Source organism: Antarctobacter albus (assembly GCF_900101505.1).
Taxonomy (GTDB): domain Bacteria; phylum Pseudomonadota; class Alphaproteobacteria; order Rhodobacterales; family Rhodobacteraceae; genus Antarctobacter; species Antarctobacter albus.
In genome coordinates, this window is record NZ_FMZI01000007.1 from 199,370 (window position 1) to 213,503 (window position 14,134).

General features: G+C 66.2%; 13 protein-coding genes and 1 riboswitch. Of the genes, 4 read left to right on the forward strand and 9 right to left on the reverse strand.

Features of this window, described 5'->3' with window-relative positions:
* Positions 1-27: 27 nt before the first annotated feature.
* Genes derI through BLQ71_RS13965 form a run of 3 tightly spaced genes read right to left on the reverse strand, consistent with a single transcriptional unit; the run spans position 28 to position 2,045 of the window.
* Positions 28-483, reverse strand: coding sequence for a D-erythrulose-4-phosphate isomerase (gene derI, locus BLQ71_RS13955; RefSeq protein ID WP_074622149.1), 456 nt, complete (start codon positions 481-483; stop codon positions 28-30).
* Positions 484-501: 18 nt separating this feature from the next.
* Positions 502-1,269, reverse strand: a complete 768-nt coding sequence (locus tag BLQ71_RS13960) for a triose-phosphate isomerase (RefSeq protein ID WP_074622150.1) — start codon at positions 1,267-1,269, stop codon at positions 502-504.
* Entirely contained in the window at positions 1,266-2,045 is a 780-nt protein-coding gene (locus BLQ71_RS13965) for a DeoR/GlpR family DNA-binding transcription regulator (protein ID WP_074622151.1), read from the reverse strand. The genes BLQ71_RS13960 and BLQ71_RS13965 overlap by 4 nt, the downstream gene beginning before the upstream one ends.
* Positions 2,046-2,183: 138 nt before the next feature.
* Here BLQ71_RS13965 and tkt point away from each other — a divergent pair, with 138 nt between their 5' ends.
* From tkt to fsa, 4 genes are read left to right on the forward strand one after another with little or no spacing between them, the layout of a single operon-like run.
* Positions 2,184-4,196 carry a transketolase gene (gene tkt / locus BLQ71_RS13970; protein WP_074622248.1) on the forward strand — a complete coding sequence of 671 codons (2,013 nt, stop codon included), beginning with the start codon at positions 2,184-2,186 and terminating at the stop codon, positions 4,194-4,196.
* Between the two features lie 4 nt (positions 4,197-4,200).
* The gene (locus BLQ71_RS13975; RefSeq protein ID WP_074622152.1) at positions 4,201-5,205 is read left to right on the forward strand and encodes a class 1 fructose-bisphosphatase; all 1,005 of its coding nucleotides are present in this window, start codon (positions 4,201-4,203) and stop codon (positions 5,203-5,205) included.
* 12 nt (positions 5,206-5,217) lie between these two features.
* Positions 5,218-6,252, forward strand: a complete 1,035-nt coding sequence (fba, locus tag BLQ71_RS13980) for a class II fructose-bisphosphate aldolase (protein ID WP_074622153.1) — start codon at positions 5,218-5,220, stop codon at positions 6,250-6,252.
* 22 nt (positions 6,253-6,274) lie between these two features.
* Positions 6,275-6,928, forward strand: a complete 654-nt coding sequence (fsa, locus tag BLQ71_RS13985; protein ID WP_074622154.1) for a fructose-6-phosphate aldolase — start codon at positions 6,275-6,277, stop codon at positions 6,926-6,928.
* A 38-nt stretch (positions 6,929-6,966) separates the two neighbouring features.
* Here the strand turns inward: fsa and BLQ71_RS13990 are convergent, their stop codons facing one another.
* The 6 genes from BLQ71_RS13990 to BLQ71_RS14015 form a co-directional block, all read right to left on the reverse strand.
* On the reverse strand, positions 6,967-7,923 hold the full coding sequence (locus tag BLQ71_RS13990) for a sugar-binding transcriptional regulator (protein WP_083342253.1): 957 nt from the start codon (positions 7,921-7,923) through the stop codon (positions 6,967-6,969).
* A gap of 24 nt (positions 7,924-7,947) precedes the next feature.
* Positions 7,948-9,087, reverse strand: a complete 1,140-nt coding sequence (locus tag BLQ71_RS13995; RefSeq protein ID WP_373286042.1) for an iron-containing alcohol dehydrogenase — start codon at positions 9,085-9,087, stop codon at positions 7,948-7,950.
* Positions 9,088-9,096: 9 nt separating this feature from the next.
* A complete protein-coding gene (locus BLQ71_RS14000) occupies positions 9,097-9,534 on the reverse strand; it encodes a 6,7-dimethyl-8-ribityllumazine synthase (protein ID WP_074622157.1) in 438 nt (145 codons plus the stop codon).
* Positions 9,535-9,603: 69 nt separating this feature from the next.
* Positions 9,604-9,742: riboswitch (FMN riboswitch) on the reverse strand.
* A gap of 70 nt (positions 9,743-9,812) precedes the next feature.
* Positions 9,813-10,745: a sugar phosphate isomerase/epimerase family protein gene (locus BLQ71_RS14005; protein ID WP_074622158.1), complete on the reverse strand. Its 933-nt coding sequence runs from the start codon at positions 10,743-10,745 to the stop codon at positions 9,813-9,815.
* A gap of 1 nt (position 10,746) precedes the next feature.
* The gene (locus tag BLQ71_RS14010) at positions 10,747-12,255 is read right to left on the reverse strand and encodes a glycerol-3-phosphate dehydrogenase (protein WP_074622159.1); all 1,509 of its coding nucleotides are present in this window, start codon (positions 12,253-12,255) and stop codon (positions 10,747-10,749) included.
* 3 nt (positions 12,256-12,258) lie between these two features.
* The gene (locus BLQ71_RS14015) at positions 12,259-13,827 is read right to left on the reverse strand and encodes an FGGY-family carbohydrate kinase (protein ID WP_074622160.1); all 1,569 of its coding nucleotides are present in this window, start codon (positions 13,825-13,827) and stop codon (positions 12,259-12,261) included.
* Between the last annotated feature and the right edge of the window lie 307 nt (positions 13,828-14,134).

Genomic DNA, 14,134 nt, shown 5'->3' on the forward strand with positions numbered 1-14,134 from the left:
TGACGTGCGCCTGCAGGCGCGCCGCCTTCAGCCCTTGTTGTACTTCGCGTCGACCTCGTTGATCGCGTTCACGTTCCCGGCCGAGCGGCCCTCGGGATCGAAGGAGGTCGAGAGGAAGGCATCGGCGATGTCCTTGGCCAGTTCCGCCCCGATCACGCGCGCGCCCATCGTGATGATCTGCGCGTTGTTCGAGGTCGAGGCCTTGCCCGCCGAATAGGTGTCATGGCACTGGGCCGCGCGGATGCCGGGGATCTTGTTGGCCGACATGGCAACGCCGATGCCGGTGCCGCAGATCAGGATCGCGCGGTCATAGTCCCCGGCCATGACGGCACTGGCCACGCGGTCCGAGAGATTGGCATAGAAGGGGTCCGGCCCTTCGCTGGTGCGCGAGATTTCCGACACCTCGTGCTTGTCCTTGAGGTGGTCGGCGAGGACCTTTGCCAGTTCTTCGCCTGCGCTGTCGCCTGCAACTGCAATTTTCATGGGATCGTGTCCTTTCGTTCAGATGGCGGTGGAGCACTTGGCAAGGATGTCGAGGTAGCCCTCGACCTTCCAGGCAGAGCGCCCGATGAAAAGCCCGTCGATATGCGGGCACTGGATGAGTTCCTCGCAATTGCCGGGGTTGACCGAGCCGCCGTAGAGGCAGGGCACGCGGCGTCCCAGCACCTCTTCGGCAACTGCGATGATCTCACCCTGCCGGTCGTCGGCATAGTCCGAGGTGGCGGGAATGCCGTTCTCGCCAATCGCCCATACCGGTTCATAGGCCAAAAGGATCGGCGCGGATTTCTGGGTGTCGTCCAGCTTGCCCAAGGCGCCGCGCACCTGCGCCGCCAGCACCTCTTGCGCGCGGTCGGCCTCGCGTTCGGCCAGGGTCTCGCCGATGCAGATCAGCGGGATCAGCCCGTGGCGCACGGCGGCCTCGGTCTTGAGGCCGACGGTCTCGTCGGTCTCGCCGAAATGTTCGCGCCGTTCGGAATGGCCCAGCTCGACGATATCCAGCCCGCAATCGGTGAGCATGAGCGGAGAGACTTCACCCGTCCAGGCGCCCTCGTCGGCCCAGTGCATGTTCTGCGCGCCGACCTTGACCGAACTGTCCGCGAGGATCTGCTTGACCTCGCGCACGGCGGTGAAGGGCGGGATCACGAACCGCTGGATGCGCGGATCGCGGTCAGCGTCGGCCCCTGCGAGGGCAGTGGCAAAGGCCCGCGCCTCTGCCAGCGTCTTGTTCATCTTCCAGCTGGTTCCGATCCAGAACTGTGGGTGTGTCATGCCTCGGCCTCTTGGGGGTCTGCGATTGTCAGGGTCAGCCCGGCCTCGTCCAGGGCCGCGCGGGCCTCGGGGGCGGGGGGCTGGTCGGTGATGATGTGGTCGAATTCGGACAGGGCGGCCAGACGGTGCAGGGCGGCGTTGCCAAATCGGCTGTGGTTGACCAGGAGCACACGGCACGCCCCTTGCCGCATCATTGCCTGCTTGGACCGGACCACGGTTTCGTCCATGTGAAACACCTCCAGCCCCGACACGGCGGGAGCGGAGATATAGGCAACGTCGGCGCGCAGATGCGCCAGCGCATCCTCTGTCACCTTGCCGAGATAGGCGTTGAACTTGGCGGAATAGACGCCGCCCAGGGCGATCAGTGTGATCCCTGCCTCCGCCTTCAGGGCATCCATGACCGCCGCGTTGTTGGTGATCACGGTCAACGGTCGGCAGGCGGCAAGCCGCTGGCCCAGGATCGCGGCCATCGAACCATCGTTGATCATGACCGTCATGCCCGGTTCGACAAGGCGCAGCGCGGCTCGGGCCATCGCCATCTTGGCCGTCGTGCCCTGCCGTTCGCGAAAGCGGAAATCGCTTTCGAACTGGGTGCCGGAGCGGATCGTGGCGCCGCCACGGATTTTCCGCAGCAGACCCGCGCCTTCGAGGTCGTCGAGGTCGCGGTGAATGGTCATCCGGGACACGGCAAACCGATCGGCGAGCGCGTCGAGCTCGACCTCTCCATCCGTGACCAGCAGGTCCATGATCGCTTGTTGTCTGTCGTCTCTCTTCACCCCGGTTCCTCCTGAAACGTAACATCTCACATCACACAAATATCGTCAATTGTGTTATTTTGGGATTAATTATTGTGATTTTCCGCGGGATCCCGTAACACCGGGTCAACGCAGGAGGACATGATGCCCAAAGATTCGATGCCGCAGGCGATTGCCGCCAAAGCCGCGCTGGACCCCGGGGGCTTTGCCCTGGCGAACTGTATACGTGCCCTTTCGATCGATGCGGTCGAGGCGGCGAAATCGGGCCATCCCGGTGCGCCGATGGGCATGGCCGATGCGGCCACCGCGCTGTTTCGCGATCACCTGAAATTCGACGCTTCGGCCCCCGACTGGCCGGATCGCGACCGGGTGGTCTTGTCCAACGGCCATGCGTCGATGCTGCTGTACTCGCTTCTGCACCTGACCGGCTATGCCGACATGACCATCGAGGAACTGCGCAACTTCCGCCAGCTTGGCGCCCGCACCGCGGGGCATCCGGAATACGGCCATGCCAAGGGGATCGAGACCACGACCGGGCCGCTGGGTCAGGGCATTGCCAATGCCGTCGGCATGGCGATGGCCGAACGCGCCTTGGGCGCCGAGTTCGGTGCCGACCTTGTCGATCACCACACTTATGTATTCCTCGGTGACGGCTGTTTGCAGGAGGGCATCGGCCAGGAGGCGATCTCGCTGGCCGGTCACCTGGGTCTGGGCAAGCTGATCGTGCTCTACGACGACAACCAGATCACCATCGACGGGCCGACCTCGGTGTCCTTTTCCGAGGATGTGCCGGGGCGCCTTCGGGCCTGTGGCTGGCATGTGTTGGAATGTGACGGTCATGATGTTCCGGCGGTGTCTGCCGCCATCGCAGAGGCCAAGAGGGAAACAGGCAAGCCGACGCTGATCGCCATGAAAACGACGATCGGCTTTGGCGCACCTTCCAAGGCGGGCACAGCCTCGGCGCACGGGTCGCCGCTGGGCGCCGAAGAGGCCGCCGCCGCCAAGGCGGCGCTGGGCTGGGAGGCTGCCCCCTTCGAGGTGCCCGCCGATCTCGCCGCCGAATGGCGGGCCATCGGGGCGCGTGGCGGGGCCGTCCGCAAGGACTGGGAAGCCCGGCTTGCCGCCTCCTCCGACCGCGCGGAGTTCACTCGCCGTATCGCGCGCGAGCTGCCCGGCGGATATGACGCGGCGGTGGCGCAGGCGCGCGCGGCGCTCTTCGCGGAGCCGCAAAAGATCGCCACCCGCAAGGCCAGCCAGGTCGCGCTGGAGGCGCTCGCCCCCGCGCTGCCAGAGCTGATCGGCGGGTCGGCCGACCTCACCGGCTCCAACCTCACCCGGGTTCCGGCGGTGGACAGTCAGTTCTCACGCCAGGAGCCGGGGCGCTACGTCGGCTACGGCGTGCGTGAATTTGGTATGGCGGCGGCCATGAACGGGATGAACACCCACGGCGGGGTGATCCCCTACGGCGGCACCTTCCTTGTCTTTTCGGACTATGCCCGCAACGCGATCCGCCTGTCCGCGCTGATGGGCGTCGGCACGATCTATGTCATGACTCATGACAGCATCGGCCTGGGCGAGGACGGCCCGACGCACCAGCCGGTGGAACATCTTACCTCGCTGCGCGCGATCCCGAACCTCTACACCTTCCGACCCGCCGACGCGGTCGAGACGCTGGAATGCTGGGATATCGCCATCCGGTCGCGCGGGACCCCGTCGCTGCTGGCGCTCAGCCGCCAGGGTGTGCCGCAGCTGCGGCTGGAAGCCGGGGACGAAAACCTGAGCGCGAAGGGCGCCTATGTCCTGCGCAGTTACGGTGAGGGGCGCGACCTGACCCTGTTGGCCACGGGCACCGAAGTCAGCCTTGCGGTCGAGGCTGCCGAGACGTTGGCGGAACGGGGTTTGGGCGTTGCCGTCGTCTCGATGCCGTCGTGGGAGTTGTTCGAGGCGCAACCGGCAGAGTACCGCGCCGAGGTTCTGGGCTCTGCGCCCCGTATCGCCGTCGAGGCGGCCAGCACCTACGGTTGGGCACGCTATGTCGCCTCCGAGGAGGACGTGATCGGGATGCGGGGCTTTGGCGCCTCCGGCCCGGCAGAGGACCTTTACCGCAGCTTCGGCATCACGCGCGAGGCCATCGTCGCCAAGGCAGATGCTCTGCTGAACGGGCAGGCGTAAGCCCATGCAGGCGCCCCTGAAACTGGACGGCGACACGGCCGTCACCGCCCCCACCCTGGCCGCGCATCTGGCGGGTTGGGCGGGCGAAGACCCCGCGCGCCGCGCGCTGGCGGCACTTCTGATCCGTCTCGCGGAGGCCAGCCTGCCGCTGGCCGCGCGGCTGGCACAGGGACACCTGACCGGCGACCCGACACATGTGATCGGCACCAACGATTCCGGCGACAAGCAGAAGGCGCTGGACATGGGCGCGCATGACCATTTCATCCGGGTCCTGCGCGACATGTCGGTGGCACGGGTCCTGTCCGAAGAGGCCGAGGAGGTCGAGACGATCGACCCGGACGGAGCATTCGACCTGGCGATGGATCCGATCGACGGGTCCGGCAGCATCGGCATCGGCGCACCGCTGGGGGCACTCTTCGCGATCTTCCCGGCAGGTGACGGTTTCCTGCGCAAGGGGCGAGAGATGATCGCCGCCTGCTACGTGTCCTTCGGGCATTCGGTCGACTTCGGTTTCAGCACCGGCGCAGGCGTCGACATCGCCACGCTGGACCCGGTGACAGGGGTCTTTCACGTCGACACCACGGCCGTCACGATCAAGCCGGAGACCTCGACCGTGGCCTTCAACGCCTCGAACCGGCGACGCTGGCCCGAAGTGTTGCAACGCTACACAGAGGACCTGCTGCACGGGGCCGAGGGACCGCGCGGGCGCGATTTCAACATGCGCTGGATCGCCGCCGCCGTGGGGGATCTGCACCGCATCCTGCGCCGGGGCGGGCTGTTCATGTACCCCGGCGATACGCGCCCGGGCTACGAGGACGGTTTTCTGCGGCTCGCCTACGAGGCCTTCCCGATTGCCTACCTGATCGAACAGGCGGGCGGCACGGCGACCGATGGACAGACTGCCATTCTGGACCTGTCGCCCGCCCACCTGCATGACCGCGTGCCGCTGATCTTTGGCAGCCGCGACGAGGTCGCGACGCTCTGCGACTACCTTTCCCCTTCCGACTGACTGGAGCCCGAGATGCCCCGTATCACCCTACGCCAGCTGCTCGATCACGCGGCAGAGAACGGCTATGCCGTGCCTGCCTTCAACATGTCCAACATGGAACAGGGGTTGGCGATCATGGCCGCGGCCAATGAAACCGGGTCGCCGGTCATCCTGCAGGCCAGCCGCGGTGCGCGCAGCTATGCCAATGACACGGTGCTGGCCAATCTGATTGACGCGCTGGTGGAAATCTACCCGCATATCCCGGTCTGCATGCACCTGGATCACGGCAACAACCTTGCCACCTGCGTCACCGCCATCCAGCACGGGTTCACCTCTGTCATGATGGATGGTTCGCTGAAGGAAGACGGCACCACGCCCGCCGATTACGCCTATAACGTGGGGATCACCCGCGCCGTGGTCGAGATGGCCCATGCTGCCGGCGTGTCGGTCGAGGGAGAGCTGGGCGTGCTCGGATCTCTGGAAACCGGGCAGGGCGACCAGGAGGACGGGCACGGTGCGATGGGCACCCTGTCGCATGACCAGTTGCTGACCGACCCCGAAGAGGCAGAGCGTTTCGTGGCCGACACCGGCGTCGATGCACTGGCGGTGGCGATGGGCACCAGTCACGGCGCCTACAAGTTCACCCGCCAACCGGATGGGGACGTGCTGGCGATGGACGTGATCGAGGCGATCCACCAGCGCCTGCCCAACACCCACCTGGTCATGCATGGATCCTCCTCGGTGCCCGAGGAGCTGCGCCTGCTGATCAACGAGTACGGCGGCGAGATCAAGCCGACCTGGGGCGTGCCGCTGGAGGAGATCCGGCGCGGCATCCGCCACGGCGTGCGCAAGGTCAACATCGACACCGACCTGCGGCTGGCGGCCACGGCGGCGATCCGCAAGACCCTGATGAGCGCGCCCGCCGAGTTCGACCCCCGCAAGTACCTGAAACCGGCCATGGACGGCATGAAGGCGCAATGCGTCGAGAAATTCGAGGCCTTCGGAACCGCCGGCCAGGCCGAGCGCATCCGCACGCGTTCGCTGGCCGACATGGCCCTGGCCTATTGATCCCCCGAAAGGAGACCGAGCTATGAAATTCTTTGTGGACACTGCCAACATCGACGACATCAAGGAGCTGAACGACTACGGACTGCTGGATGGCGTGACGACGAACCCCTCGCTGATCGCCAAGTCCGGGCGCGACTTCAAGGAGGTCATCGCGGAAATCTGCAAGGTCGTGGCAGGGCCGGTTTCGGCCGAGGTCGCGGCGATGGATTTCGACGGGATGGTCGCCGAGGGCGAGCACCTGGCGAAGATCGCCGACAACGTGGTCATCAAGCTGCCGCTGACGCTGGACGGGCTGAAGGCCTGCCGCCATTTCACGTCCAAGGGCATCAAGACGAATGTCACGCTCTGCTTCGCGGCCAACCAGGCGTTGCTGGCGGCCAAGGCGGGCGCGACCTATATCTCGCCCTTCGTCGGGCGGCTGGATGACCTGAACATCGATGGGATGGAACTGATCCACGAGATCCGCACCATCTTTGACAACTACGGATTCAAGACGGAAATCCTGGCGGCCTCGATCCGCTCGGCCAACCACGTCAAGGAGGCCGCCATCGCGGGCGCCGACGTGGCGACGATCCCGCCGGGCGTCATCAAGGGGCTGGCGGCTCATGCGCTGACCGACAAGGGGCTGGACCAGTTCGCAAAGGACTGGGCCGCGACCGGACAATCGATCCTGTGAGCCATTTGGCGGGTCCGGCGCTGTCGCGGCGGGCCTGCCTATTCCTCCATCAGGGTCTTGGCGGTACGTTCATCGGTGATGAGGCCCGACAATCGCCCGCTTTTCAGGATGGCCCGGATCGCGGCAACCTTTTCGGGTCCGCCTGCCAGGGCGATGATCCGGTCGTCACGGGTTTCATCCAGCGAGACCGCCAGCGTCCGCGAGGTCAGCGGCGTTTCCAGCGCCTTGCCCTCGGGGTCGAAGAAATGGCCCAGCATCTCGCCCACGCCGCCCGCCTCGGAAATCGCCTCGATCTCGGAGGGTTCGATCATGCCGGAGGTGACAAGCTGGGTTTCCGCCTCGACCGTGCCGACGCCGACGATCTTGAGCGGTGCCGTCTCGGCAAGCTGAAAGACCTCGGCCACGCCGCGCTGCGCCAGCAGAACCTCGCGGTCCTCGGTGGTGTTGGCGAAGAAGGGGACCGGCATGACGTATGCCCGCGCGCCGGTCTTTTCGGCCAACAGATGCATCACGTCATGCGGGTTGGCCGCAAAGTTCCGGGTCAGCCCACCCAGGAGAGAGACGAAGCTCAACCCGTTGGTGTGGAAACGGGGCATGGCGCGCACCGCCTCGGCCAGGGTGCGACCGTGGCCGATGCCGATGGTCAGTTCCTCGCCGCTTTCCAGCCAGCGGCGCAGTCGCGATGCGCCGGCGATCCCCAGCGTGCGCAGGGGCAGGCCCTCTTCGTCCAGGTCCGGGGCGACCTCGCAGGTGTCCAGCCCGTAGCGCAGGCATAGCGCCTGTTCCAGTTCGATACACTCGATGATCTCGCCTTCGATGCTGACCTTGACAGCGCCCTCGGCCACCGCGCGGGCGATCAGGCGATGCGCCTTGACCGATTGGACACCCAGCCGCTTGGCGACCTCTGCCTGCCGCAGGCCGCCGACGTAGTGCAGCCACGCGGCGCGGATCGACAAGGAATGCTCGGCATCGCCCGACATCCGATCTTTTGCCATCTCCTGTCCTCCACACTCCGGCGCCTAGCGCGCCCGCTCCATGATCCCGGTCAGCGCCTCGGCGTCCAGGGGGACGGGGTTGGCTTTCATCGACGAAGAGCTGGCCGCCATCCGGGCGGCCTCGGCCCTATGGTCCCCGTTCACACCCTGCGCGTCCAGTCCAGGCAGACCGGCTTGCCGCGACCAATCGGCCAGCGCCGCAAAGGCCCGCGCGGGGTCTGTATCCAGAACCCGGCCCAGGTCATCGCGCATGTCGGCAAGGCGACGGGCGGTGTCGCCTGTCGCCCGAGCCGCGTTTTCCTCAAGCACATGAGGCAGCAGGATGCCGCAGATCGCCCCATGCGCCGCGCCGGACAGGCCGCCCAGCGGACCGGCAAGGCCGTGCACGGCCCCCAATCCCGCATTGGCCAGGGCAAGACCGCCGCACAGGCTGGTCCATGCGATCTGGTCGCGCGCGTCGGGGTCCTCTTGCCTCATCAGTGTCATCAATGCCGCCAGCCCCGAGGCAATCGCGGGGCGGCATAGCGCATCGGTCATCGGGTTGGCGCGGGTGCAGACATAGGGTTCGATCACCTGCGTCACCGCATCCAGCCCCGAGGCCAGCGTCACGCCGCGCGGGCAGTTGTCTGTCAGCGAAGGGTCGACAATCGCCATCCAGGGCAACATGCGCGCGTCCCGCAGGCTGACCTTGCGTTGTGCCTCCGGCACGGCAATCACCGCGTTGCGGGTGACTTCGGCACCGGTGCCGGCGGTGGTCGGAATGGCGGCAAAGGGCAGGGGGGCGGCGTTCAGCGGCAGGCCCTTGCCGACCACCTCCAGGTGATCCAGCAGGGGGCGCGTGGCGGGGACCAGGGCCGCGATGGCCTTGCCCGCGTCAATTACGGCGCCGCCGCCAAGGGCTATGACCACCTGCGCCGCGCTGGCGCGGGCGGCTGTCACGCCCGCCTCGATCATCGCAAGGTCGGGTTCTGCCGCGACGCTGAGACGGTCGACGGAGCAGCCTTCAGCCTCCAGCGCGGCCGACAGCCAGTCGGCCCGCGCCGGGGTGCCGCCCTGGACCAGCAGCACGCGCTGCCCCCGGGCGGCCAGGTCGGGCACTGCCCGCCCGGCCTCGCCCCGGCCAAAGCGGATTTGCGTGGCCGTGGCAAAGGAGAAGGCAGGCAGGGACATGGTTCAGACCTCCAGCTTGGCAATCATCAGGACCGCATCCGCCGCTTCCGCGCCCTTCTTGACGAAATGGTCGCGGTAAAAGCCGACATGTTCCTCGGTCGGCTGGAAGTGATGCGGTGTCAGCGAGACCGAGAAGGTCGGGACGCCGGTTTCCAGTTGCGCCGTCATCAGCCCGTCAACAACCGCCTGGGCGACGAAGTCATGGCGGTATATCCCGCCATCGACCACAAGCGCGGCGCAGACCACGGCGTCATACTTGCCGCTCTGCCCCAGCTTCTTGGCCAAGAGCGGCATCTCGAAGGCGCCGGGCACGTCAAAGGGCGTGACCGTGGCGGGCGCCCCGGCCTCTCCGATACGTTGTTCGAACCCGACCAGCGCATTGTCGACGATATCGGCGTGCCAACGGGCCTTGATGAAGGCGATTTTCAGTGTTTCAGACATGGAACCATCCTTTGCGTTTCACAAATGGTCCCAAGGCGATGCCATCCGCGCAGGCCGGATGGCCCGTCGGCTGGTTCTCTTCCATCCGGACTATTACCGTCGGCCCCGGAATTTCACCGGTGTCTGCTGGACCCTTCCGGATTTCCCCGAAAGGCGCTCGCGGGCTGTCACCGCCGGTGGGGAATTGCACCCCGCCCTGAGAACGCGGCAAGGTTTGGCGGCATGCGGCGGAAAAGGCAAGCATCTTTGCGACAGGTTCGCGATATCGGCGACCCCGGTCAGACATTCAGGTCGTTCACCCCACTGTCGATATGCGGCGCCCAAAAAGCCACGCTTTCGGCGATCTGGGGGATCACCTGGCGGTCGTTCGGCTCGCGCTCCTTGAAGGACAGTTCAAGGCAGATCTCATTGTCGACGGCGCCGCCCTCGGCAAAGGCCTTGAGCAGCGGATCGGGCTGAATCGCGCCCTTGGCGTTGAACTCGGCGGTAAAGGGGCGGTGCCCGGACTTGTCCATCATCGACTGCTTGATGTGAATGATCGGGCTGACCTTCGGCACCGCGCGGGCCCAGGCGTATGGATCGGTGTCATCCGGGTTGGGCGAGGTCACGTCGCCGTGGTCGATATCGGCCATCATCCACATCGGGACGGCCATGTTTGCGGCGGTCAGGCGGTCCTGCAGCTTGATGCATTCGGCGATGGTTTCGCCGAATTCGCGGCCAACGCTCATGGGCTCCCAGAAGACATAGTCGAGCCCGGCGCCCTGGGCGTGTTCGGCGACCTCGGCCCAGCAGTCGATGGCGATCTGCAAAAGGTCCTCGCGCCGGGCGGGGTCGTCGTAGTCCCGATAGGTGAAGATCGCGAATTGCGTGCCGACGGAGGTGCCGCCAAGGTCGCCGATGATATCGGCGAAGGTCTTGAACCAGTCGACGTAATAGCGCCGCACGTCGCGGTCGGGATGGCCAAAGTGGTTGAGCCGCCCGTAAGGCCCGGTCATCCCGCTGGTCACGCGGGCGCCGGTGCGCGTCAGCGCCGCGCCCATCTGCCGGGTCAGACGCCGGATCACGGGGGCGGGCCAGCTGGGGTTGATGAACTCATGCGTCAGCTGGATGTCCCTGATCCGGATGTCGCGCGCGATGGCGTCGATCAGGTCGTCCGGTTCGGCAAAACGGTTCACCAGCGGGTTGGTGTTCAGTGAAAGCGTCAGCGCCATGTCACGCGGCCTCCTGCCGGGCATCGAACCAGGCGGCAAAGGCGGCCTGCTCGGCCTCGGTCAGGTGCAGGCGGTGCTTTGTTCTCCGCCACAGGATGTCCTCGGCGGTCTGCGCCCATTCGTGGTTCACCAGATAGGTTACCTCGGCCTCATAAAGCTGGCCGCCAAAGTGCTGCCCCAACCCCTCCAGCGAGGTCGCATCGCCAGCGATCTGGCGCACCCGGCTGCCGTAGCAGCGCCCGTAGTGGCGGCGCAACTCGCGCGGCATCCAGGGATACTCCTGCTTCATCGTGTTGCGGAACTGTTCGTAGTCGGCGTTTTTCAGGTCGCCGCCGGGCAGGGGGGCATTTTCGGTCCAGTCCCCGCCCATCCTGGGAAAGAACTTTTCGATCTTGTGCATCCCGCGCTCTGCCAGCTCGCGGAAGGTGGTGATCTTGCCGCCAAAGATGTTCAGGAGCGGCGCGCCGCCGGTTTCGTCCACGTCAAAGACGTAGTCGCGTGTCACCGCAGAGGGGTTGCCCTGCCCGTCATCGAACAGGGGTCGCACGCCGGAAAAGGTGGTTTCCACGTCTTCGCGTGTCAGCTCTTCCTTAAAGTAGCGGTTCACGGCGTCGATCAGGTATTGCACCTCGCTCTCGTCGGCGGTCACGTCCTCTGCCCGGCCGTCATAGGCGATGTCGGTGGTGCCGATCAGGGCCTTGTCGCGCTCGTAGGGGTTGATGAAGATCACCCGCTTGTCGTGGTTCTGGACCAGGTAGGCGTTCTCACCCTTCCAGAACTTGGGCACGATGATGTGGCTGCCCTTGACCAGCCGGACGTTGCGTGCGCTGTTCGAACCGGCCACCCGGGTCACCACGTCCGTCACCCAGGGGCCGGCGGCGTTGACCAGCAGCTTGGCCTCGAATTCCCGCGTCTCGCCGGTGACGGAGTTTTTCGTCGTCACCCGCCATGCGCCGTTTTCGCGTCGCGCCGAGATGCAGGGCGAGCGGGTCAGGACCTCGGCCCCGCGTTCCGCCGCGTCGACCGCGTTCAGCACCACGAGCCGCGCATCATCGACCCAGCAGTCCGAGTATTCGAAGCCGCGTGTATAGGTGTCCTTGATTGCCGCGCCCTCGGGGTCGCGGCGCAGGTCCAGCGTTCGGGTGCCCGGCAGTTTCTTGCGCCCGCCCAAGTGATCGTACAGAAACAGGCCCAGCCGCACCAACCAGGCAGGCCGGTCCTGGGGGCTGTGCGGCAGGACAAAGCGCATCGGCCAGATGATGTGCGGCGCGTTCTTCATCAGCACTTCGCGTTCGATCAGCGCCTCGCGCACCAGCCGGAACTCGTAGTATTCAAGGTAGCGCAATCCGCCGTGGACCAGTTTGCCGGACCGGGACGATGTGCCCTCGGCCAGGTCGTCCTTTTCGCAGAGCACGACGCTCAGGCCCCGGCCGGCGGCGTCGCGGGCAATGCCCGCGCCGTTGATGCCGCCGCCGATCACGAAGAGGTCGACCTTGGAAATATCTGTCATCTCTCAAGCTCCTTCAGCCGCACGCGCCGCGGCCAGCCCGTCCCATACGGGGGCAAGGCCGTCGTGTGCCTGGCGATAGGTGGTGAACAGGGTGTCGTAGACGGGCACGAGGCCCGGATCGGGCGCCTCGGACCCGCCCAGCAGGGGCGTTGTCCATTGCGCGATACAGGCGTCCATGTCGGCATAGGCGCCGATCGCCACGGCGGCCATCATGGCGCAGCCCGCGGCACCGGCCTCTTCGCGCGAGGAGACGCGGACGGGGGTGTTCAGCGAGGCGGCGAGGACGCGGCGCAGGGCGCCGGAACGTGCCGCGCCGCCGGTCAGCCGCAGTTCGCTGGGCATCTCGCCCATCGCGGCATAGCAATCCCGCGCCGCCATCCCGAGGCCTTCGACCACGGCGCGGATCACGTCCGGGAACCTGTGCGCGGCGTTCAGTCCGACCAGGCTCGCCCGCGCATCGGCATTGACGAAGGGGCCGCGCTCTCCGGCCTCGGAGATATAGGGGTGATAGACCAGGGCGCCGGGGCGCGACCTGTCCATCCAGCCGTCGATCCGGCCGACAAGATCGGCATGAGACGGCGCTTCGCCGAATTCGCCGATCAACTCTTCGGCCAGGGCCAGGGCCCAGTCGATGTTCAGCGTCGCGGCCATGTTGGTCTGTACCTGGGTCACCATGTCCGGCGCCGGAAGGCAGATCACATAGCCTGTGCCCTCGGCGTTCAGATGCACCTGGTCCGATGTCACGGCGCGCATGTGTACGCCGGTCGACCCGACCGTGGAGCAGGCCGCGCCTGCGTCGCCCGTGTGCACGCCTGCACCAAGAGCGGTCATGACCATGTCGACATACCCCAGCGAAACCGGCGTCCCCGCCAGCAGCCCGGTGGCCTCTGCCGCCTCTGGTGTCAGGGGACGGGTTTCCTGCGCGCCGTCGATGATCTCCGGCAGGAGATGGCGGTGCGCCTGTAGCCCGAGAGCGGAAATCACGGTGTCGCTGTAGCGCCGGTTGCGGAAGTCCCCGAAGGTAAAGCTTGCCTCTGAAGGGTCGGTCGCGCGCACGCCGGTCAGGTTCAGAAACAGCCAGTCCTTGCAGTGCAGGGCGACCTCGGCCTGGTCCAGAAGCTCCGGGCAGGTCGCGGCCATATGGGCAAGCTGGCTGCCCTGCTGGCAGGTGTTCAGCCCGGTTCCCGTTGCCTCGAACCGCGCGCGTTCGCCTGCGCCCGCAGACAGTCGCCGGACCGTGGGCGCCGCCCGCGCGTCAAGCCAGAGCCAGGCGTCGCTGACCGCCGCATTGCCCTTGCCTGCCAGCCAGGTGCCGTCACCCTGGCCCGTCAGGGCGAGCGCGGCGGTCCGCTGGGCGAGCGCGGGTATCTTTTCTGCCAGTCCGCGCAGGGCTCTGGCGCAATCGGCCCATGTCTGCGGCAGGGACTGGGTGGCAGAGCCATCCGCACCCATCACGTACCTGTTGCGGACCGATGACGCGGCCATCTGGCGTCCCGAAAGATCGAAGGCGACGGCCTTGATCACGGAGGTGCCCGCATCGACGCCGATGATCACGTCAGACGAATCGGGCATCACCGCTTCCCTTTTCCTTGTGGGTCACCTCGGCCTCCCCCTTGTGACGCTTGTATTTTCCCGCCCTCGGGGCAGGTCCGCGCGACGCGTGTTCAGGGCGGTCTTTGGCCTGTCCGCACTGCGTCCGGTTGCATTTGGTGTAACACAAAGAATCTCGACGTAGTGATTTTTTTTGCAGACAACGTAATTTTTTTCACTTATGGTTGGCGCAAACGGTCGCAGTGGCACCACGGCGGCGAATCGTCGACCCATCCAGGGAATTGAGGGGTTCCGGGCACGGCGAAAGGGGAGGAATAAAGCAACTTCA